The organism is Nocardia sp. NPDC004168, assembly GCF_040610355.1.
In the GTDB taxonomy this organism is placed as follows: domain Bacteria; phylum Actinomycetota; class Actinomycetes; order Mycobacteriales; family Mycobacteriaceae; genus Nocardia; species Nocardia sichangensis.
This window is the reverse complement of the sequence record NZ_JBEXME010000003.1, coordinates 242,035-262,599: the sequence shown is the minus strand read 5'-3', so window position 1 is coordinate 262,599 and position 20,565 is coordinate 242,035. Positions and strand designations below refer to the sequence as shown.

Genomic DNA, 20,565 nt, shown 5'->3' with positions numbered 1-20,565 from the left:
CTCAGGTCACCGATCACGCAGAAAGGAAGCGACCGCGAGGGCAAGTGACAACACGAGGGCCGCGACGATACTCCACGCGAAGGCGGACACACTCGGATCGGCGAGCACAGCAGCGCCGCTGAAGGTGACGGCGAACGGCAACAGCACGAACGAGATCACCGCGATGGTGGTCTGATTGCGGCGATCGCGATCCTCGGACACGCGATGGCGCTCCTCGGCGCGGCGCTGTCGTGCCTGCGCGTCGGCGAGCGCCTCGTCCTCCAGCCGCGCACGGCGCGCTTGCAGGTAACGGGAGATATCGTCGAGGTCGGCGACGACCTGGGCGTAGAGATCGGCCATCCGGTGCTGATTCTGGAAGGCGCGCAGCACCTCCGCGACCTGCACTCCACGCTCGGAAACGTTGTTCCACCACAACCGCGCGCGGATATCGAGGATCTCCGCCTCCAGCGACTCGACCGCCCCAGCGCCGGTGCGGTCGACCCGGATGCCCGCGATCCGATCCGCGATGCGGTGCAAGGCGTTCAATTGCAGTAAGCCGAGCAGAACGGCGTCCAGATGAATCGACCGCACGTAGGCGCGCGCGACGGCGTGGAAATCGGTGGCCTCGGTGGAGGTCAGCGCGGTGTAGGTCACGCCGTCCCGCAGAATCGCCGCGCGCCAATCACTCGAGAGGTGAACGGTGCCTGCGAAGATCCGCGGATCGGCGGGGTCGGGCAGCCCGTCCGCCGCCGACGTACCGGAGGCCAGAAACCATTGCCATCGCTGCATCGTGGACCACGAAGCCAGGGCCGCCGGATCGGGAATCGGCTCCGGTATCCGATCACCCGCCCAGCAGAAGTGAGTGACGACGCGCGGTCGCACCGGCTCGAAAGTCACGTCGTCGACGAGCGCGGACAGCCATCGGCGGCCCTCTCCGCGCACCTTGGTGAGTTCGGACAGCACCTCGACAGCCTGCTGAGGCAGCCGCACGTGCGCGACGGCGTAGCCGCCTTCTTCGTCCAACAGCAATTCCCAGTCGTGGACTACCGCACCTGTCCATTCCGGCGGCTCGCCGCTCGACCGTCTGTGCCAACGGCCGGTGGCCCCGGTGTCCTGCGCGCTGTACAGCGCGTCGTGCACGCGGGCGGAGAAGTACCCGGTCCGAGCGCTGCGGTCGGCAACCACCGATTCACCTGCACGACCCGCCGCCGCTTCGACGGCCGGGATCGGCACCGGGAGGGGACCCGGCGACCAGCCACGAGACGACGGCGTTCGCTCGGCCTTCCAGCGCGCCCGGAATATCAGGCACGCGAATACGTCAGCGGCCACGGCTTCTCCTGCGTCCGGTGATCACAGGACTAATAGCCCTCGACGGAGAACACCTCGGCATACTGCTCCGCCCTCGCCGACAGCGGGGCGTTCTCCAGCACGGTCTTGACGTTGCGCAGCACCTCGATGACGCCTGCCAGCAAGCCGACCTGCAACCTCGTCCACGACTCGGCGTCGTCGTCCGCGAGGACCTTCCGGCCCGTCAACTTGAGGCAGACGGCGCCGAGCAATTCGGCGTCCCGTCCCTCGACGAACGCGTGCCCGTCGGCGTTCCTGAACCGCCGCACCGCGTCCATCCGCCAATCCCGGATCTTGTCGTAGACGCCGTCGATTCCGTACCGGTCCTTCGGTTCCTTGGGTTGCTCGCCTTTGAGCCGCCGATCCAACGTCTCGCCGAACGCGTGATGGCAATCCATGATCCAGGACGTGAAATCACGCGCACCGTGCAGCGGACGCCCGAGGTGCAGCAGTTTGTTGTGGTGCACATGCCCGAAGAGATCGCTCTCACCGCATCGGCGCGAGAGATCGTTCAACTGGGTCCGCAGATCCAGCGATTCCTCCGAGAGGCTCGCGAGCTTTCCGCTCATTTCGCTGTCGATCCGGCGACCCGCGGGATGGAGTGTGTCGATCGTCGACTGCAGCCTGGCGCCGCCGGGGTCGGACGGTTTGCCGACATGATGCGCGACACCGGTGCCCAGATCCGCGAAGTAGCCGTGGAGTACGTCCACCCCGCCGGTGCGGCTCGGGTCGCCACCACCCACCTGCACCAGTTCCCGCAGCAGCGTGTGGTTCGGAATCACACTGATGTGCGGATCCTGGTGTCCGGCCGGCCGGTTCGTCTGCCACCAGCGCATGAACGTGTCGCGATCGCCGATTCCGACGGCATGAAGGTTGATGTTGAGGAACTCGTGCAATTCCTCCATCAACGAGACCGGATCGGCGATCGCGACCACGGCCTCTCCGGCGGTTTCCTCGCCCTGCTGCTTCCAATCGGCTCCGTCGCTGACCAGAACGATCAACCGGTCGTTGCCCGGCACGCCGTGGCGGTGCAGCAGATCGGACGCGAAGTGCAAGGCCTGCCCGATGTCGGTCGCCGCGTTCTCCGGTCGCAGCAAACCGATGGCGCCCTGGAATTCTCGTAACGTCCGCTCGTCGTCGGGGCCCTGGATCTCGGCCATGGAGCCCGATCTCGGGAAGACGCACATCGACGTAGTGGTGAATTTCACCAAGGCGATGCGGGCCACCCGCCCGGTCACGTGCCGACGGATCTCGACCATGTCCATGAGCGAACGTTTCAGGGCATCCATCCGCGAGATGTAGTTGGATCTCCTGCGCAGCCCGAGCCGGACGACGTCGGCGTGGTCCTCGATATCGTCCCAGCTCATCGAACCACTGCAATCGGCGAGGATCACGATGTCGACCCCGTTGCGATTGCCGGCGAGGAATACGTCCAGTTCGGTCTCGGGGTCGATATAGCAGAGGTCCGTTCGCTCCCGCCCGGAGCGGTCGAAGACCTGCCGCACCCGGAACGACTCGCCGTCGGCGAAGACCCACGCGTCACCGCTGCCGAGATGGATCTGCTGGCCGACGATGTCCTTCGCATTGCGCAACTGCCTGCTGACGTCGTCGAGACGGTTCTCGGTGAGCGGTTCGAGGACTATCCGAGCGGCGGGCTCGCAGGCCGTCGCGCTCAGGCGCCATCCGTGCTCGTCGAGCACTTCCAGCCGCAGCTCGTCGACCAATTCCGTGCTGACGACGACGCAACCCTCGTCGACGGAAGCCGAGGCGACGATCCGCACCGCAGCCTGCCGGGACGCGTCGGCGCCCACCTCGAGCACGCCCACCCGAGCGTTTTCTCCCCGGCCGCCCACGTCGTCCCGATCCCCGGCGCCGACGGCGACGATGTTGCCGGTGACGAGGCCGTCTCCCCGGGCGACCCGCAATGTGTGCCGCCGACTGTCCCACACGGTCGATGTCATTTCCGCTCCACTTCGACCCTGACACCCAGGTCGTTCGACACCGCTCGCTTCTCCGCGCCGCCGCGACCGATGAACCGCCCCAGGTATTCCGGCTCGACATTGACGAACAGCAAGTTGGACCGCGGCCGGTAGTCCGCGAAACTGATGTGGTTCGCCACCTCGGCGCGGCCACGTGCCCGCAACCATGCGGTGAGCTTGTCGAACAGCTCGCGACCGCGTGCCCCATCTCGCTCGGCAGCGGCCAGATCCTCTTTGCGTATCTTCTCGTGCTCCTGCAACAGACGCCGCATGACGCCGTCGGTGCGGTTGTCGTGCTGGAGTTCGCCGAACATTCGATCGATGGAATGGATTTCCAGTTTGCGGGAACGAGAATTGATGAAGATATGCCGGACGATCGTCAACCGCGGTAGCCGCAGGTATGTGCGCCGGTTATCGGTGCGCGGGCCCCGCCGCCGATTCGCGGTTCCCGCCACGATCTGGAAGACGATCTGACGGTCTTCCAGCGACTTCAACCGCAGCGCGTGCTCCGGGCACAGCCCGAGCCCCCGCTTGTGCGGCCCGAATATCTGCCAGCGATACGCGTGCCTGGCGCATGCCGCGTTTCCGCAAGTCGCGCGTCTGCCGTCGACGACGAACTCACAGGCGATGCTTCCGGTCGAATTGCATCCTTGCGCCGCGCAATCCGGAAATTTCTGCCGGAAGCAATCCCGGCAATACGACATGTCCACGCCGCCGGGGTGCCCCACCCGATGCCGGTCACAGAACGCGTTGCGTCCGCGACACAGTTCCCCGTTGCACCAGAACGTGGCCGCCGCTCCGCACGAGCAGGCGGGCCGGTGGCGCGCGCAGGTCGCGGTCATGCGACCTTCGATCACGACGGCATGCTCGTCGCACACCCGGCCCGGCTGATCGCCCTGGTCACAGCCGCTGCACAGGAAGGGTCCGTAGGTGACCACGCCGGCGGCCGAGCAGGTCGTGCACCTGTGCCGAACCGTCGCGGGCTCCAGGACACCTCGTATGGAGAAGACCGTGGTGTCGTCGACCCGGTCGGGAGCGCGCAGTCGATCCTGTATCCACAGCACGCAGGTCTGATCGTCCCGAAGCGGGACGACGACCTTCTCCGTGGCGCGCAGACTGGTGCCGGCCAGATACTTTTCGACCCGCGTCCACAACTCGCGCAATTCGGCCGCGTCGGTAGGCGGATCGCTGGTCTGGCGGATGTCCAGCACGACGTTGACCGGCCGATTCACGACCGCTCCGCTGCGGTGGAGTTCAAGACGATCATCTCGATGCTGACGCGGCGATCGGTCTTGCGCACGTAGACCTGGTTCGTGATCAATCCGGCGCACACTCCCTTCGGCAGTCTGCGGGCCAGACCCAGCATCGCGTCCACGGCGGCTTTCCGTTCGGCCTCGGCCACGTCGAGCCGCACGCAGACGCGGCCGTGCCGCGACAACCGACCGCTCAGCTCGTCCGGTATGCCGTCGCCGAGTTCTTCGCGCCCGCCCAGTTCGAGCACGGAGGCGTTCGGTTGCCGAAGCACCCGGCGAACCTCCTTGCCACGACCGAGCCGCGACAGCGCGGGAGCCAGATTTCGCGGCGGCCGACCGGACAGCAGAGCCCGCAGCAGTTCATCCATGTCGCGCTGCTCGGTCAACTCGTCCAACTCGCGGATGATCTCGTCGTCCGACCGACGCGGACGAGCGGGCCTGGCGGGCCCTTTACGTCCGTTCGGCGCCGAGCGTCGTGGGGGCCGGGCGGTAAGTCTGGTGCGCCATGCCGCCTCCAAGGTGCCCAGGCTGCCCGGAGCAACCTGCCTGTTGTGCTTGGTCAGCTGGTCGTCGACCAACGCCGCGCGGTCTCTCAGCAATGCCGCGATCTCATCGCTTCCGATTCGGCGACGGCGGCTCCAGACAGCCAGCAAGTCGTTCTCGGTCTGCGCGTACTCCGGGTGCAGTTTCGCGAGTTCCGGTGCGGAGAGCAAAGGCAGGATCTCGCGCGGCTCGATCTGCATCGCGCGCAGTTCGGCATCCAGGTCGTCCAGCAGATCGGACACTGAAACGGCCGCCGAGCGGCGAACGGTCGCCTGCTCGCGTGACTTGCGCTGCTCGTCCACCTCGTGCTCGAATTCCCCGCTCATCCCCCTCGCGATGGCGTTCGATCGGTTCCGGTCCAGCATGCGCTGCGGGACGGCGGGCATACGCCGTCCGTCCCGCTGCATCATCCGCGCGCGTACCGCGAGTGCTTGCAGCAATACCGCCTGCGCGACAGCTGAACTCGGAAAGACCTGAGCATCGAGGCATCGGACGCTGACATTCGGGATTCCCAACTCACCGTCACCCACCGGATTCACGTCCATCACAGCGAATCCCGAGACGCGGTCATCACGGCGCAGCGCCTGCTCGACCCGCCGCAAATGCCGAGCGGAAGCGGATGCGATATATCTCGTCGAGACCTGGTCCTTCGATTCCGCCAGGCGAAGCGAGCCACGTCCGGCGACACGACCTCCGACGAACAGCGCACGCCCGCTGAGCGCGATGAGTTCGGGAACGTAGCGCCGGATGAGGTTGCTGAGAATTTCGCGTTGCAGATCGTCGGCGATCTCGATGGAATGCCTGTCCGCGCACACTCGGCGATGCGGCGGTACGCCCCAGGAGATGCCCGACGGCATCAGCGACCCACCGGCCTTCCGCGCTCCTTCCGCGACAGCGGAGACCGCCTCCGCCAGGGCGCCGACGACCTCGGCGCGCTGCGTGGGATCACTGACCCAGACCGGCCCCGTGTCGATCCACAGACAACCCGGCCGCTTCGCATCGAAACACACTCGTGGGTACTCCCCGCCGGACGACGCGGGAGACGATCGTCGCAACTTTCGATGCATTTCATCGATATCGTCCGCGACGATAACGTAGCCCTTCAATATTCGATGCCGCAGCGGTGCATTTCTGTAGGCGCTCACGAGCACAGTAATAGACCTCATCACCCCGGCGGTGGTGCGGATATGCACGCCCGCACCACCGATTATACTTCCGAACATGTTGCCGCTGAGCAACTTTGGCGAAGCATGCCCGAAAGAGTGAAATTTTGCCGAGCTCGACGGATATCGAGCAATATCTTGCCGAGTCTTCGCATTCCTCGGCAATGGCGTGCTCCGCGCGTGCGCCGCCGAATCGAATCGCGCACGCTCGCCACCATTCTTCCGGCATGTGTCAGCGCGGAGGTCAGTACCCGGAACGCGGCTCGAAACCGGGGTCTGGAAGGGAGGGCGGCTCCGCGGGCTGCTGCGGCGCGGGTCTGGGCTGCGGCGCGGCGGGCTGCGGGACGCGTACGCCGACAGGGGGCTCGGCCAAGGGTTCCGGCACGTCCGGTTCCGGCAGAGCCGCCTCCGGAACAGAAGCCTCCGGAGGCGCCGAAGCGATCGGCTCCGAAGCGATCGGCGACACCGGCGCGGGCGCCGCGGCGGAAGTCGGACTCGTGGCCGACGTCGACGCTGCCGGTGCGGCGGGCTCCGACTCCGACGGCTGCGCGCATCCGCCGATCGCGAGCGCGACGATGCCCAACGCGAGCGGCAACCGACGGGATTCGGATCGGAGAGCAGGCACGAGGCAACGCTAGTGCCGGCACGGTACCCACGGCAGTCGGCCGTTCGACCGACAGCGGCGCGCGGCGGCCCGACGCGATACTGGAACCTCCTGTGCCGTCGAAAGATTGGGTGTGCGATGAGATCCGTCCGAGGTAGATCGACGGCTACCGCGGCGCTCGTAGCGATCTCGTTGCTCGCCCTGCCCTCCGGCACGACCGCCACGGCCGATCCGGCCGGCGCCGCGACGCTGGTCGTCCTCGGCGACTCGTTCACCGCCACCGCGCCCGTCCTCGGCCATGCCGACGACGGGTGCGCTCGGTCACCGAACTCTTGGCCGAACAAACTCGCCATATCGACAAGACTCTCCGGCACCGCCGGATTCGTAGACGTGTCCTGCAACGGCGGCACGATCGACACCGGGAACGGCTGGACGCTCGTGCATCAGACGCGAAAGGCCCACGCGCAGGGCGCGTTCGGGTCCGATACACGTGCCGTCCTGATCCAAGCGGGCCTGAACGACATCTGGGGTGCGTCGAGCGGGACCGCGTTTCCCTCGACCGACTGTCTCCTCGACATCGTCGAGGGGTGCGGGCTCGACGCGGCTGAGCAGAACCGGCTGCCCGACTACCACGCGGTGACCGGCGCGACCTACGCGGACCGCGTACGCGAGGTCGTCACGTTCGTGCGTTACTACGCCCCGAACGCGCGGGTGGCGCTCGTCGGATACCCGGAGATCTTCCCACCGGGGCAGCCCGCGGCATGCATGGATCTCGCCGTGGTCGGTCGGGTCGTCCAGCCGCGCGCGGAAGGCTACATCGCTTATCTCGATCGCCTGCAGGACGCGCAACGTGCCGCCGCGCAGCTGCTCGGCATCGAGTTCGTCGACGTGCGTGCGATCACCGCGGGGCACGCCAGTTGCTCGGAGGAGCCGTGGATCAGCGGGCTCGCAGGCGCGGACTCGCCGTTCGACGGCGCCCCGGTGCACCCCAACGCGCAGGGCAACGGCGCCGTCGCCGTGCAGGTGCGCCAGCGGTTCGGGCTCTGAGCGCGACGCACGGCCCGCCCATGCCGTCCGACTATCGTCCGGCCGTTGAGCTGCCCGCGCTCACCGGCGCGAGGTGGTGGGCGGCTTTCGCCGTCTTCGTCCTGCACGCGTTGGTCTTCATCCCGGCCTATCCGTTTCAGAAGTCGGAGCTGTTCCGCACCATTCACACTTTTGCTCCGATGCAGCAGGGCGCTGCGGGGGTGACCTTCTTCTTCGCGCTCTCCGGCTTCGTCATCTACTGGTCGTTTCGCGAAGGTATGCCGGTGCGGTTGTTCTATCGCCGCCGAATTCTGAAGATCTACCCGACCCATCTGGTCGCCGCGCTGGTGTTCGTGGTCGCGGCAGGCGTCCCGCTCGGCCGTGCGGTGGTGTGGGCGCCGAATGTCCTGCTCGTGCACACCTGGGTGCCGAAGTGGACCACCGTGGGCGGGCTCAACGTCCCGTCCTGGTCGCTGTGCGCGGAGTTGCTGTTCTACTTCAGCTTTCCCCTGGCCTACCCGATGGTCGCGCGTATTCCGCGACGCGGGCTGTGGTGGGCGGTGGCGGCGCTGCTGGTCGCGATCCTGGCGTTGCACACCGGTTTCTACCTGTGGGCTGACGGCCCCAAGGGCATCGCCAACACCTTCGCGCCGAGGCTGCTGCGCGGCGATGTCTCGCCCGAGTTCGAAATTCACGCCTCACCACAATGGTTCGCGCAGCCCGATATTCCGATCCCGACGTCATATTGGCTCAGTTACCCTTTCCCGGCATCACGACTGCCGGAGTTCTACCTCGGAGTCATCGCCGCCCGTCTCGTCGCCGAAGGTCTCTGGCGCAATACGCGGCTGACCACACCGTTGACAGCGCTGGTCCTCGCCTACGGCGCCACCTGGTTCGTCCCGGTGAACTACAAGATGTCCGCACTGCTGGTGGCGCCGATGACGGCGGTGATAGCCACCTTGGCCGCCCGGGACCTGGCGGGAATCTCCGGCCTCAATGCCAGACGGCCGCTGGTCTGGCTCGGTGACATCTCGTACGCGTTCTACATGATCCAGTTCCCGGTCATGGTGATCGTCACCCGGCTGTTCATCGGCGGGCACCGGTACTCGATCGGCGGCTGGGCGTTGTGGGCGACAGTCGTACTGGTCGTATCGATCCTCGCCGCGGCGGCCATCTACCACGGTATGGACCGGCCCATCATGCGACGCTTCGCCGGACGCCCACCTGGTGACCGGCCGCGTCGTGCGGCCACCGCTGCGGATCAGCCGCCGATCAGCGTGCGCGCGAAAGCGTAGGCGATCTCGTTCGCGGGCCGCCCGCCCGCGGGCCCGTCGCGCAGTGTGCACAACACGATGACGGTGATATCGGTGACCGGGTCATAGCCCATGAACGTCTGGAACCCGGGGATCGCCCCGTCGTGGCCGAGCAGCGGCCCGAACGACTCGAGTCCGAGACCGTAGTGGATGTCCGCCGGATCGCTCCGGCTCAACGGAGCCGCGCTGTCGAGGCGCTGCGCCTGGAGCGCGGGCCCGAGCAGGCGGTCGCCACCGACCAGCTCGCGCACGTAGGCAGCCAGATCCGCCGCGGTCGAGATCGCCGCGCCCGCGGCCCCGATCCACGAGGGATCCAGGTTCGTCACGTCGGTCGGCAGTAGTGATCCCGCGCGAGCCGCGGCGAGCTGGTCGTCGGGCAACCGCGGTGACGTGAGCGCGGACTCGTTGGTGCCGTAGAGGTATCCGTGCGGGGACGGCATGGGTAGGGACGCGTCGCCGAGGGCTGGGAACGACGTGTTCGTCAGGCCGAGCGGAACGAAGATGCGATTCGTCAGCAGCGAGCGGATGTCCTCACCGGTGATCTGCTCGAGCACCGAGGCCAACAGAATCGTATTGGTATTCGAATAGCGGAACTCGGCATCGGGGGCGAAATACGGCGGCGACGAGAACCCCAGCCGCAGCAGCTCTTCCGGCTCCCACGTGCGCCCCGGGGCGTCGTCCATCGCTCGTGCGAGCTGAGGTGCTTCGTTATAGCTGAACAACCCGCTGCGCATGTTCAGCAGCTCGGCGATCGTGATGCCGGCGCCGTTCGGAACGCCGCGCCGGTACTTCGACACCGGATCATCGAGGGCCAGTCTGCCCTCCCCGACCAGCTGCAGCGCGACCGTGCCGACCATAGTCTTGGTGGTGGAACCGACGCGAAAGAAGTCGTCGACGGTCACCGGATCGCTCCGCCCGACCGTTCGCGTGCCGAAAGCCTGTCGCCACACGGTGTCCCGCGTCCGCACGTAGACCACCGCGCCCGGAACGAGGTGCGCGTCGAGCACTCCGCGCACGATGGGCTCCAGCGTGCGACCGAGAGCGGTGGAGTCCCCGGCGCTCACCGGGTTGTCACGCGCCCCGGGCTCGGACCCGCCGCCCACGACCACGACGGTGGCGTATGCGACGACGACTGCCACAATGAGCCGCGGCCATCGGCTTCTTCCATGGCGGAAGCTGTGCGTCGCCATCAGTCACCGATCACGGACACTGTGCCGTCGCTGAAGTTCGTGACGTAGACGGTCCGGTTGCCCGGATCGACGACGACACCGTGCGGGCGGCTCCCCACTCGAATCGAGCTGTCGGGTTTTCCGGTCCGGGTGTCGATCAGAGAAACAGCGCTGGCAGTACGCACATCGTCGAGGCCGTGGTTGGTGACGTACACCGTCTTCCGCGGCCCGTCCACCGCCACGCCGACCGGGCCGAGCCCGACGCGCAATGTCGCGGTGACCGCGCGGGTTCGAATGTCGATCACCGATACGGTGCCGTCGGCATGATTGGTGACGTACGCGGTGCGCGTGTCGGAGTCGACCGCCACGCCCCAAGGTTGATTCCCGACATTGATCGTGGCCGCTACGACCGGTAGGGCGGGGTCGATCACCGACACCGTGTGGTCGACGGCGCCGGGCGGACCGGCGTTGGCGACGAAGACGCTGTGCGAACTCGGGTCGACGGCCACGCCGTACGGATGGCTACCGACCCGGATCGTCGCGGTGACCACCCTGGATCGGGTGTCGATCACCGACACCGTGTCGGCCTCGAAATTCGTGACGAAAGCGGTGTGAGAGGCGGAGTCGACGGCGATGCCGTACGGCCCCGCGCCCACGGGGATACTTCCCGCAAAAGACCCATTGCGCGTGTTGATCAGTGACACGGAGGCGCTTCCGGCATTCGTGACATAGGCGAGCCCCGCCGCCGAATCTATGGCGACCGCGGTCGGCTTCACCATTCCCGGTGCCGTAACCACTCCGGTGACATTCGTCTTCGTGTCGATCACCGAGACCGAATTGCCCGCGCTGTTGGTAACGAACAAGTTCGCGCTGGTCGGATCGATCGCGACGCCCCAGGGTTGCGCGCCCACGGCGATCGTGGCGGTCACCGAGGTCGGTCCGGTCGCCACGGCCGCCGCGCGGTTGCCCGCGGCGCTCGGACCGTTGTCGCCGGACATCTTGCCGGCCAGAAAGCCGACGACGACAACAAGGAGAGCGAGCGCGGAGATCACCTTTACCCGAGTCGGAATCCGAGGCGCCCACGGGCGGCGGCCAGCGGACGGCGGCATGATCACCGGTGGTGCCGGTGTGACGATGGCGGGCGCCACCGCTCCGCGCGGCGGTGTGGTCCGTGGCGGAGGCGACGGCGCGCGGGTGGCGGCGCGCGCCGCGGCCTGGGACAACGCGGGCAACCAGTCCCCCGGCCGGGGCCGCTGCGCCGGTACGGGCGACAGGGCCGCGCCGACGAGTCCCCGCACCGGAGCGGGCACGGCGGCGGGCAGCCGGTTCGGATCGCGGGTGCTCTGGTCTCCGGCCAGCAGCCGCAGCGCGAGCAACCCGAACTTGTAGGCATCCGATCGCGCGGTCGCCAGTTCCTCTCCGGGATTGACCACCTCGACCTCCCAGTCCGGAGTCTCGACTTGCGCCGAGACCGACCGGGACCGCAGCCGCATGGCATCGCAGTCGATGAAGTACACCTTCCGATCCGGCTGTAACGAGAACAGCAGGTTCTTCGGTGACAGGTCGCCGACCGCGATGTCGTGGCGGTGCAGAATCGTCAGCGCTTCGGCGGCTTCGGCCAGCAACTCGTAGCGGTGCCGGTCGGTCAGCGGAATGCCGCGCCGCGCCAGGAAACCGTCACCGTTGAGCAGATGCTGGAACTCCGCGGTCTTCGACCGCACCGCCGAGGACATGGTCATCTTGATGAAGAACTCGTCCGGAATCGCGGGCATCACGAACCCGGTCACCTGGGCGGAGTTGTCCGCCTCGACCAGCCTGCACGGCCACGCGACCCGGGAGAGCAGGTCCATGCCCTCCGCGAAGGGCAGCGATTCGAGGTAGGCGGGCATCTCCTCCAACACGTCGACCGCCACATTCGCCAGCACGACGGGTTTGTATTCCTTGTACACCACCGCTTTCGCGTACCGCATGCGCGCGCTCGGCGCGCTGAAGACCACCCCTTGACCACCGGCCGCCAGCTTGGTCAACGGGCCGAGCTGACCCACCTTCACTCGCTGCTGCGTCACTGCCGATCCCGTCAGTTCACCCTCGGCCAGATGGCCACCAATGTCCGGTCGTCGTCGAATGTCTCCCGCGAGAAATCCAGGGTGTGCGCGAATTCCAGGTGCGATGGCACCCGCCCGGCGAGCACCGAGGCGAACAATGCCCCGACCTCGCCGTCGCCGCCGCCGAGCGGATCGCCGAATCCGTCGGTGCCGACCAGCAACACCTGGCCAGGCTCGACGGTCACCGAGATGGGCTCGACTTCGTTCGGAACTCGGGGCAGCCCGCTCACCGCGGAGGAGGTCAACCCGGAGTCCGACGACTGCTTGCCGCCGAGTACCGGGACGAAACGCTCGTCCGACAGCAACCAGGCACCGGAGTCGCCGACACCGGCCAGCACCGCGGACAACGCGCCGTCGGCGTCGCTCTCACACACCACACACGTCAGCGTCGTCGCCAGCACCTGCTCGGCCTGCTCGGCATCGGCCTGCGCCAGCGACAGCACAGCGGCGGCGCGCTCGGTCAGCATCCACGCGGTGTTCTGGAACAGCGATTGCCATCCGATGTCGCCGAGCGCCTCCACCGGCTGCTCTTCCAGCCACTGGGTGGCGTAGCGCACGGCGGTGGTCGAGCCGATGTGCGAATACCGCGCCGCGGACACTCCGTCGGCCACCGCGACGATCAGTCGATCACGATCCGGCGCCGCGGTGACCGCGAAATCGTCCTGACGCGGTGCGCCGTTGTATCGGTGCAGGTAACCACGCACCGATGCCGCGCGAACGGTGAACGGTCCGCGTGACCATCCGTCGATCATGGTGTCCGCGCGGTACGAATTCCTGCCGTACTCGGTGCCGATGGCCTTCGCCTCGAACGCGGGTGTGGGGGCGCCGACGACGATCGGCTCGCTCGCCGGGCGGCTCGGAAGGGTGGGTCCGATCGCCTCGTCCGCCGGTGCCGGGTTCACGATGACAGCCGGATCCGCGGGCACCGGATCATCCGGCAAGCGCTTGCCCCGCTTGCTCAGGAAGCCCATCACACCGTGTCCACGGCGAGCGAGACGAAATTATCGGGTTTCTCCACTTGCAGCGTCGCCTGTCCCGTCGCCAACGCCTGGCCCGAATTGATCACCGACTGCGTCAGCGCCGTGATGAATTTCGAGATCGCGACGCCGGTGTCGGTGCCGGCCGCGGTGATGAACGCGTACTGCGGGTTGGTCGCCACCCGCCGGATCACATCGGCGTCGGCCTGGCCGATGCCGAACGCCAGAATGTTCGGCCGGGCCGCGAAACTCGTCAGCCGCGCGTGCTCGGTCTCCCAGCCCTCGCCAGGATTCGGCGCACCGTCGGTGAGGAAGAACACGGCGGGTCGATTGACCAGGTAGCCGGCGGACTTCAGCGCGGCGATGTCGCGCGGTATCCGGTTGGTCAATTCGGCGAACGCCGCCGCGAACGACGTCGAACCGCGCGCCCGCAGTTCCGGCATGGCTTCCAGATTTCGCAGATCGGTCGGTTCCAGATGACAGACCGCGGTATCGGAGAACCCGAGCACACAGAAACGCACCTTCGCCGCGGCCATGGATTCGCCCTGCAAGGTGTCGAGCAAGCTGGACAGGCCCGCGTTCAGATCCGCCACATCGTCGACCATCGAGTACGATTCGTCCGCGACGAAATATACCGGAAGAATTGTCGCCTTCGGTTCACTCATCAGGTGCCACTCCCTTTCACCCCGCCACCCGGGCGTGCCAATGCTACCGGGGCAAACGGTAATTCACTGTCGACCGTTCGACCGACAAATCCCTGCGCCCCAAAGGTTTTCCTCCGCGCCACCCGAATCGCCGGCGTCAGCGCATTTCCACTCCGCGATATCCACGTCGCCACGCCGCCGTTTGCCCGACTGCCCGCCGACGCCGTGGTCACAGGTCGTCGATGCCGATCAGCGCGTCCTGCAATGCGCGGGCCACGAGAGCGGCTTTCGTCGGCGCGGGCCGGCCGACCGCTGCGTACTTGTCCCTGATCCGGGCCAGGTGGGTGTTCACCGTTCCCAGCGAGATATACAGCCGCCGAGCGACTTCCACCTTCGAGTCCGACGCTATCCACGCCAGTAGTACCTCGATCTCCCTGCTGCTCAGCGCCGGACGCTCCCGCGACGCCAATGTCGGGGGCCGCGGATCGTCTCTGTGATCGAACGTGACACTCATGAACCATTTCCTTTACAAGAATTCATCGCACGCGCCTACCGCCGACCGAACAGATCACGCACACATACCCGCACGAGGGCAACGGTGGCGACGAAGAGCGCGAAAAAGATCAACGCACGCGAGAGATCGCCGGAATTCCCGGATTCGGCCGTGTACGCGGACTGGCCGTAGACGAAGAAGCCCACGTCGAGTAACAGCAATCCCGCGAGCACGTACCACGTCCAGACGCGTCGGCGGGGGCCTTGGTGAATATTGATGTTCTGCCGACCGCCGTTGTTGGCGTAGATGCTGCTGCCGTTGTTGGCCTGATTGATCTGATTGTTCGTGTTGGGATTGTTGTTCGGTCCCGGCGACGGGTGCATCGTCATCTCCTGTGATGGCCGCCCAGCCAGATGTTCTGGGTTCCGTTCTGATTGGCGTGCACGACACTGCCGTCCTTCGCCACGTTGATCTGATTGTTCTGCGGGCCCTGCTGCGCCGCGCGGTCCGGCCCGTCCGGCCGGATGTCGGCCCCCGGAGCAAGGTGCCGGAGTAGACCGCGGACGTCTTCCTCGACCGTTCGGTACCGAATATGCCAGTATTGCGATTGCGATAGCGCGCGAATATCCGCCGGAAGCTGGTCCGGGCTCGGCAACGACGTGTCGTCCAGCAGAACGGGGACGACCGGTATCCCGCGCGCGAACGCGGTAACGAGTTCCATACGCACCCAGTCGCGATCGTCATCGATGCGACGGAGTCCGCGTTCGTCACGTGCGTCGAGCCAATACGAGCCGATCACCGACACCATCGTGTCGCATTCCTCGAGCGCACGGCGGATCCTGCGCGCGTACAACCTACCCAGGGCCAACGAATCCACGTCCCGGAAGACACGCGCCCTGCCGAGGTGTCGTGCCATCTGCTTCGATATCTCGTTGACCGCGTAGACGCTGTCAACGATGCGGTAGTTCAGGAATATTTCCATCAGTTGACCCGATTCTCGAGGACGATTTATCGAGCGCAGTGCTGCGCGATTGCGAAAAATAGATGCTGCGGATGACGGAGCGATTTGGATGAACCGACCAGTTCGTTGCACCCCCGAGTAACATCCTTCGGATGCCTCACGGTCGCGAATCTCGTCCTCGAGCGAAACACCACGGTTTTCAGAGAACAGTCTGCACCCGGACCGAACTCTGAGCGACTCGAACAGCAAACGTTCGGTCATATATCCGACCGCGTGTATCCCCTGACCGCCGGATCGAAAGGTTCTGGTTGGTTTATTTCCCCATTATGGTCGACTCGCCCTCCCGGCCGGCGCCGAATGTGCTCGGTGTTCGCATAAGTCGAGCGCCGTGCCGATTCACCCTAGGTCGGCACAGTCCTACCACCGTGGCCGCAACGCATCGAAGCGGCGTTCTCGTCCTCATCATTTGCCCCCGCGGCGTTTTCCTACCTCCGGGCCGCGAACTGCGGCTCGCTCTTCAGCATTCAGCGAGCAGACGGCCGGCGACAGTGGTTGTCCGTTGCCGTTCGCAGCGGCAACGGACAACCGATCACTCAACGCTTGGCAAGGACCGACATCAGCGCCGGTTGGATGTCGAGCAGCGCGGCATGTCGGCGGTAACGGCCCACCGTACGGGCGAAATCCAGGAGGTCCGCGCGGATTGTCACCGAGTCCACCGCGCTGATGACGTCGAGCAACGGCGCGATCAACGCGCACGCTCGATCCAGGTCGCCGAGCGCGGCGTACACCAACGCCCGCCGGGTGCCGAACCGCGCCCGGTCACGGTCGGACTGCTGCGGATTCCGCGACATCGCTCGGTCGAACAGTACGGCGGCGTCCTCGAGGTTGCCCAGATCGTAGTGACACCAGGCCTCGATGAGGACAGAGCGCTCGTGCAGGGCCGAGGGCCCCAGCTCGTTCTCCCCAGTGCGATGTGCGACGTCGTAAAGGTTTGCGGCTTCGTCCAGCGCTCGCATGGAATTCGAGTGGTCCAAGCCGATGGCATAGCCCTGTGCCGCCCCCAGCGCGGCCAGCCAGCGGATCCGGGGATGGACGGCGTGGTCGGCGAGCACTTGCTCGGTGAGATCGGTCGTCTCGGCGGAATCGCCGCGATACAGACTCAGCACCGCCCTGCGGACCAGCGCGTAGCTGACCATGTGCTCGTCGCTGACGGCGGAAGCGTGGTCGACCGCCCGCGTCGTCCACCACAGCGCGCCGCGCTCGTCGCCGCATTCCTGGGCCATCCAGCCGGCGAATTCCGCGGTGCGGGCGGCGTGCAGCAGAAGTTGCCTGCGCAGCTCACCGGCACTGCGCAGAGCGGACGCGGCCGCGGCATGTTCGTGTATCACCGCCATGGGGAAAACGAGGCTGGGACTGCTGGTCCGGCCGAGGCGTTTGATCTCCTCGAACAGCGCGCTCAAGCCGGGTAGCGAGGCGGCGGAGCTGGTGGCTGTCGCGGGGAACGCGGTCACCGGCGGCACGCCGAAGTCCCCGATCCGGAACACACCGGACCCGTCCGCGTGCAATCGAACGTTCCACTCGGCATCCGAGTAGCCGCCGACGTCGATATCGAGATCCAGGTCCGGCTGTGCCGCCGAGGGCGCCAGCACCAGCAGGTCGCCTCCCGCGGACAGGACCGCGTCGCAGGCGCGCGCCAGCGCCGAGGACGGCGACTTCTGCCCGTTCTCGACCCTGCTCAGATGACTCCTGCTGTAGTGCACGAGTTCGGCGAGTTTGCCCAGGGCCAGCCCCTGTTCGAGTCGACGCTTGCGCAGTTCTCGACCGAATTCAGCACTTGCCATAAGTATTACCTCGGAATCCGTTGCCAGCCGGAAATTCTCGCGCGCGACGAATTTTCGGCGAACCTGCAACCGCCCCTATGATCCAGGGCCGACCGAACACCACACCCCTTGTCGCTGCGAGTGTACCCCCGCGACTCCGCGCCGTCAGCGAATCCAACCGCTGGGCGGGCGGCTGCGCCACCGCCGTGCCGTACTCTGGCGATTCGGCGCCGAGACACGCCGAATCAGCCTATGCCAGCCGGGAATTGGGGACAGGATGGATACGGATCATCGCATCAAGCACCTCGAGATGTTGCAGTCGATCATCGCGCGATTGAGCCAGCAGTCGTTCACGGTGCGCGGATGGTCGGTGACCCTCGTCTCCGTGATATTCGCGCTTCTCACCACACAGGCCCGGCAAGGATCGGGCCTGATATTGCTGGCGCTGGCACCGGCCTGGATCTTCTGGGGTCTCGACGGTTACTACCTGAGCCTGGAACGCCGTTACCGGGAACTGTTCGCATCCGCCGCGCGGCAACTACGTGAGCCGCTGGCATCCGGGCCGCTCCCGTTCGACATGATTCCCGATTCCGACCGGCCCGCACGCGATTTCGCGCGTGCGATCGTCACTCCGAGCGTGGCCGCGATTCCCGTGGTCTTGACCGCGCTGATCATCGGCTACCGGGTAGTCGCAGTCGTCGGCGGGTGAGCGGCGTCGTCCGGACATTCCCGCCACCAGTGCCGATGTAGGAGCGTACGACGAAGCCCCTGGCGCTGGATGCGTCCAGGGGCTTCCGTATCGAAGCGGTTCAGCGCTTGGTCAGTTCGGGAGCCGTGGTCTCCGATCCCTCGACGGACTCCGCCGGGGCTGCCTCTTCGTGCGCGGCGGCCCGGTTCGGCAGCAGCACCGCCATGACGATCACGATCAGCGCCAACGCCGCCGAGACGAGGAAGGCCAGGCGCATGCCGTCGAGATGCGCGGCGACGAGGTCGCTTCCCTCGGCGGCGAGCGACGTGGCGCGCGCCGACATCACCGTCACCACGAGAGCGGTGCCGAACGCCGCGGCGACCTGCTGCAAGGTGCCGAGCATGGAGCTGCCGTGCGAGTACAGATGCTGCGGCAGCGCACCGAGACCCAGGGTGAACACCGGGGTGAACGCCGCCGCCAGCGACACCATCAGCAGGATGTGCAGGGCCAGCAGCTGCCAGTACGGCATGGTCATCGAGATCTGGGTGAAGCCTGCCAGCGCTATGGCGATTCCGATCGACCCCGGGATCACCAGCAAGCGACCGCCGAACCGGTCGAACAGGCGGCCGACGGTCGGCCCGAGCAGACCCATCGCCAATCCGCCCGGCATCACCAGCAAGCCGGTGGCCAACGGGCTGAGGCCACGCAGGTTCTGCAGGTACAGCGGCAGCAGAATCATCGACCCGAGCATGGCCATGAACGCCACCGACATCAGGATCAGCGCCTTGGTGTAGGTGGCCGACAGCAGCACGCGCAGGTCGAGCAGCGGGATACCGGTGCGCTGCAAGCGCAACTGCCGCCACACGAACAGGGCGATCAGCGCCGAGCCCACGGCGACGATGCCGAGCGGGCCCGCGAAGTCGTCGCTTTCGAACCGGCTGAGCCCGAACACCAGTCCGCCGAACCCGAGCGCCGCCAGCGCCACGCTGGCCACATCGATCTGCCCGGCTTGCGGTTCACCGACGTTCTCCAGCTGCCGCAGCCCCAGCCAAGTGATCACACCCGCGATCGGCAGCACAAGCACGAAAAGCCAACGCCACGAAGCGATTTGCAGAACACCACCGGAGATCACCGGCCCCATCGCGGGCGCAACCGAAATCGCCAGGGTGACATTGCCCATCACCCTGCCGCGGTCGTGCTCGGCCACCACCGTCATCAGAGTGGTCATCAGCAGCGGCATCATCACAGCGGTGCCGAAGGCCTGCACGATCCGGCCGAGTAGCAGCACCGCGAACGACGGCGCGACCGCCGACAACGCGGTACCGGCCAGGAAGACGCCCATCGCCGCGGCATACGCCTGCCGGGTCGACACGCGCTGCAGAAACCAGCCGGTGGTCGGGATGACCGCCGCCATCGTCAGCATGAACGCCGTCGACACCCACTGCGCCGCCCGGTCGGTGATCGCCAGATCCGCCATCAGGCGCGGAATCGCGTTGATCATGATGGTCTCGTTCAGGATCACCACGAAGGTAGCGAGTACCAGCACCCGAATGACGGTCGGTGTCCGCCCTCCCGAGGCTGGAACGGATGGTGCGGCGGACATCGGATACCTCCGGAGGCATGGGTCGTTGACAGAACATGTGGCCCTTCGCCGAGTCACCGGATCGCGTCCCGGCGCCACAGCTGTAGAGACGGTGTCGACTGCTCGAACTCATCGGGCGCGGGTCAGTATTCCGCCCGGCACCGACACAAATCACCCGGTTTTCTTGCCGATACACCCAGCACCCCTACTGGAAACCGCTGGTCAGGACCCTCTACAGCCCTACGCGAATTCCAATCGTGAGCCTGGTCACTCTAGGCGATCGGCGCTCGCGGACCGTCTCGACGCGGACGTCCGAGTGAAAACCTGCTCGCCGCAGCCCCGAACGCGACGCTCGCGCCGGGGCTGCGGCATTGCCCGGCTACTGCGGCAGGCAGCAGCTAGGGCTCGATGTCGGCCACTCCTTTGCCGGTCGAAATATCGAACGGCACAGAAGCCTGGTCGTGCGTGATCAGCCAATCGCCGTCGATCTTCCGGAAGCAGAGAGTGACCCGGACCCACATACCGTTCGTCGGCACCCCGTTCTGCAGCGTGCCACTGAGCCGACCGAAGGCGTGTCCGAATGCCACATCGTCGCCCACGGTGAGGACCAGGTCGCGAACCTCATAGGTCACATCCCGGAAGAACGTGAACGCATTCGCCCAGTTCTTCGCTTTCGCCGCGATACCGACATGCTGCAGCGGAGGCTCGACGTCGAAGGACACGACGTCCGTTGCGTAGAGCTGCGTCACGCCCTCGAGATCCTTGGCCCCGATTCCTTCGGCCAACTTGTCGATCCGCCGCCTGATCTCGGCTTCGTCCACTGCGCGTTGCGCGGGCGCCGATACCACCGGACCAACTCCGTGATCGTTGGCAGTCATTGCATCCTCCATTCGATGAATTTCCGGCCGCGAGGCGGTCT

The 20,565-nt window shown here is 66.5% G+C and carries 18 protein-coding genes; 3 read left to right on the top strand and 15 right to left on the bottom strand.

Annotated elements, in window-relative coordinates:
- Window positions 1-6 precede the first annotated feature (6 nt).
- The 5 genes from ABZW96_RS08210 to ABZW96_RS08190 form a co-directional block, all read right to left on the bottom strand.
- Window positions 7-1,308 carry a hypothetical protein gene (locus ABZW96_RS08210; protein ID WP_355072555.1) on the bottom strand — a complete coding sequence of 434 codons (1,302 nt, stop codon included), beginning with the start codon at window positions 1,306-1,308 and terminating at the stop codon, window positions 7-9.
- Window positions 1,309-1,337: 29 nt separating this feature from the next.
- Window positions 1,338-3,287 (bottom strand): vWA domain-containing protein, encoded by a 1,950-nt coding sequence (locus ABZW96_RS08205; protein ID WP_355072554.1) that lies wholly within the window; start codon window positions 3,285-3,287, stop codon window positions 1,338-1,340.
- Entirely contained in the window at window positions 3,284-4,537 is a 1,254-nt protein-coding gene (locus tag ABZW96_RS08200; protein ID WP_355072553.1) for a KH domain-containing protein, read from the bottom strand. The genes ABZW96_RS08205 and ABZW96_RS08200 overlap by 4 nt, the downstream gene beginning before the upstream one ends.
- Window positions 4,534-6,339 (bottom strand): hypothetical protein, encoded by a 1,806-nt coding sequence (locus ABZW96_RS08195; protein WP_355072551.1) that lies wholly within the window; start codon window positions 6,337-6,339, stop codon window positions 4,534-4,536. The genes ABZW96_RS08200 and ABZW96_RS08195 overlap by 4 nt, the downstream gene beginning before the upstream one ends.
- 169 nt (window positions 6,340-6,508) lie before the next feature.
- Complete coding sequence (locus tag ABZW96_RS08190) at window positions 6,509-6,889, bottom strand: hypothetical protein (protein ID WP_355072549.1); 381 nt, start codon at window positions 6,887-6,889, stop codon at window positions 6,509-6,511.
- A gap of 117 nt (window positions 6,890-7,006) precedes the next feature.
- Here ABZW96_RS08190 and ABZW96_RS08185 point away from each other — a divergent pair, with 117 nt between their 5' ends.
- The gene (locus tag ABZW96_RS08185) at window positions 7,007-7,915 is read left to right on the top strand and encodes an SGNH/GDSL hydrolase family protein (RefSeq protein ID WP_355072547.1); all 909 of its coding nucleotides are present in this window, start codon (window positions 7,007-7,009) and stop codon (window positions 7,913-7,915) included.
- Window positions 7,916-7,935: 20 nt separating this feature from the next.
- Window positions 7,936-9,189, top strand: coding sequence for an acyltransferase (locus tag ABZW96_RS08180; RefSeq protein WP_355072545.1), 1,254 nt, complete (start codon window positions 7,936-7,938; stop codon window positions 9,187-9,189).
- On the opposite strand, the gene ABZW96_RS08175 is transcribed toward ABZW96_RS08180, so the two are convergent.
- From ABZW96_RS08175 to ABZW96_RS08140, 8 genes are all read right to left on the bottom strand, one after another.
- The gene (locus ABZW96_RS08175; protein WP_355072544.1) at window positions 9,156-10,346 is read right to left on the bottom strand and encodes a serine hydrolase domain-containing protein; all 1,191 of its coding nucleotides are present in this window, start codon (window positions 10,344-10,346) and stop codon (window positions 9,156-9,158) included. The genes ABZW96_RS08180 and ABZW96_RS08175 overlap by 34 nt on opposite strands.
- Before the next feature lie 50 nt (window positions 10,347-10,396).
- On the bottom strand, window positions 10,397-12,442 hold the full coding sequence (locus ABZW96_RS08170; RefSeq protein ID WP_355072542.1) for a hypothetical protein: 2,046 nt from the start codon (window positions 12,440-12,442) through the stop codon (window positions 10,397-10,399).
- 11 nt (window positions 12,443-12,453) lie between these two features.
- Window positions 12,454-13,452 (bottom strand): protein phosphatase 2C domain-containing protein, encoded by a 999-nt coding sequence (locus tag ABZW96_RS08165; protein ID WP_355072971.1) that lies wholly within the window; start codon window positions 13,450-13,452, stop codon window positions 12,454-12,456.
- Window positions 13,452-14,123 carry a VWA domain-containing protein gene (locus ABZW96_RS08160; RefSeq protein WP_355072540.1) on the bottom strand — a complete coding sequence of 224 codons (672 nt, stop codon included), beginning with the start codon at window positions 14,121-14,123 and terminating at the stop codon, window positions 13,452-13,454. Before ABZW96_RS08160 ends, ABZW96_RS08165 begins: the two co-directional genes overlap by 1 nt.
- Window positions 14,124-14,331: 208 nt before the next feature.
- Complete coding sequence (locus tag ABZW96_RS08155) at window positions 14,332-14,616, bottom strand: helix-turn-helix transcriptional regulator (RefSeq protein ID WP_355072539.1); 285 nt, start codon at window positions 14,614-14,616, stop codon at window positions 14,332-14,334.
- Between the two features lie 35 nt (window positions 14,617-14,651).
- Window positions 14,652-14,978, bottom strand: coding sequence for a hypothetical protein (locus ABZW96_RS08150; protein ID WP_355072537.1), 327 nt, complete (start codon window positions 14,976-14,978; stop codon window positions 14,652-14,654).
- A 2-nt stretch (window positions 14,979-14,980) separates the two neighbouring features.
- A complete protein-coding gene (locus tag ABZW96_RS08145; RefSeq protein ID WP_355072535.1) occupies window positions 14,981-15,817 on the bottom strand; it encodes a toll/interleukin-1 receptor domain-containing protein in 837 nt (278 codons plus the stop codon).
- A 332-nt stretch (window positions 15,818-16,149) separates the two neighbouring features.
- On the bottom strand, window positions 16,150-17,397 hold the full coding sequence (locus tag ABZW96_RS08140) for a helix-turn-helix transcriptional regulator (RefSeq protein WP_355072533.1): 1,248 nt from the start codon (window positions 17,395-17,397) through the stop codon (window positions 16,150-16,152).
- Window positions 17,398-17,653: 256 nt separating this feature from the next.
- Here ABZW96_RS08140 and ABZW96_RS08135 point away from each other — a divergent pair, with 256 nt between their 5' ends.
- Entirely contained in the window at window positions 17,654-18,085 is a 432-nt protein-coding gene (locus ABZW96_RS08135; protein WP_355072531.1) for a hypothetical protein, read from the top strand.
- 100 nt (window positions 18,086-18,185) lie between these two features.
- On the opposite strand, the gene ABZW96_RS08130 is transcribed toward ABZW96_RS08135, so the two are convergent.
- The gene (locus tag ABZW96_RS08130; RefSeq protein ID WP_355072529.1) at window positions 18,186-19,667 is read right to left on the bottom strand and encodes an MDR family MFS transporter; all 1,482 of its coding nucleotides are present in this window, start codon (window positions 19,665-19,667) and stop codon (window positions 18,186-18,188) included.
- 377 nt (window positions 19,668-20,044) lie between these two features.
- Window positions 20,045-20,467, bottom strand: a complete 423-nt coding sequence (locus ABZW96_RS08125) for a nuclear transport factor 2 family protein (RefSeq protein WP_355072527.1) — start codon at window positions 20,465-20,467, stop codon at window positions 20,045-20,047.
- Window positions 20,468-20,565: the final 98 nt, after the last annotated feature.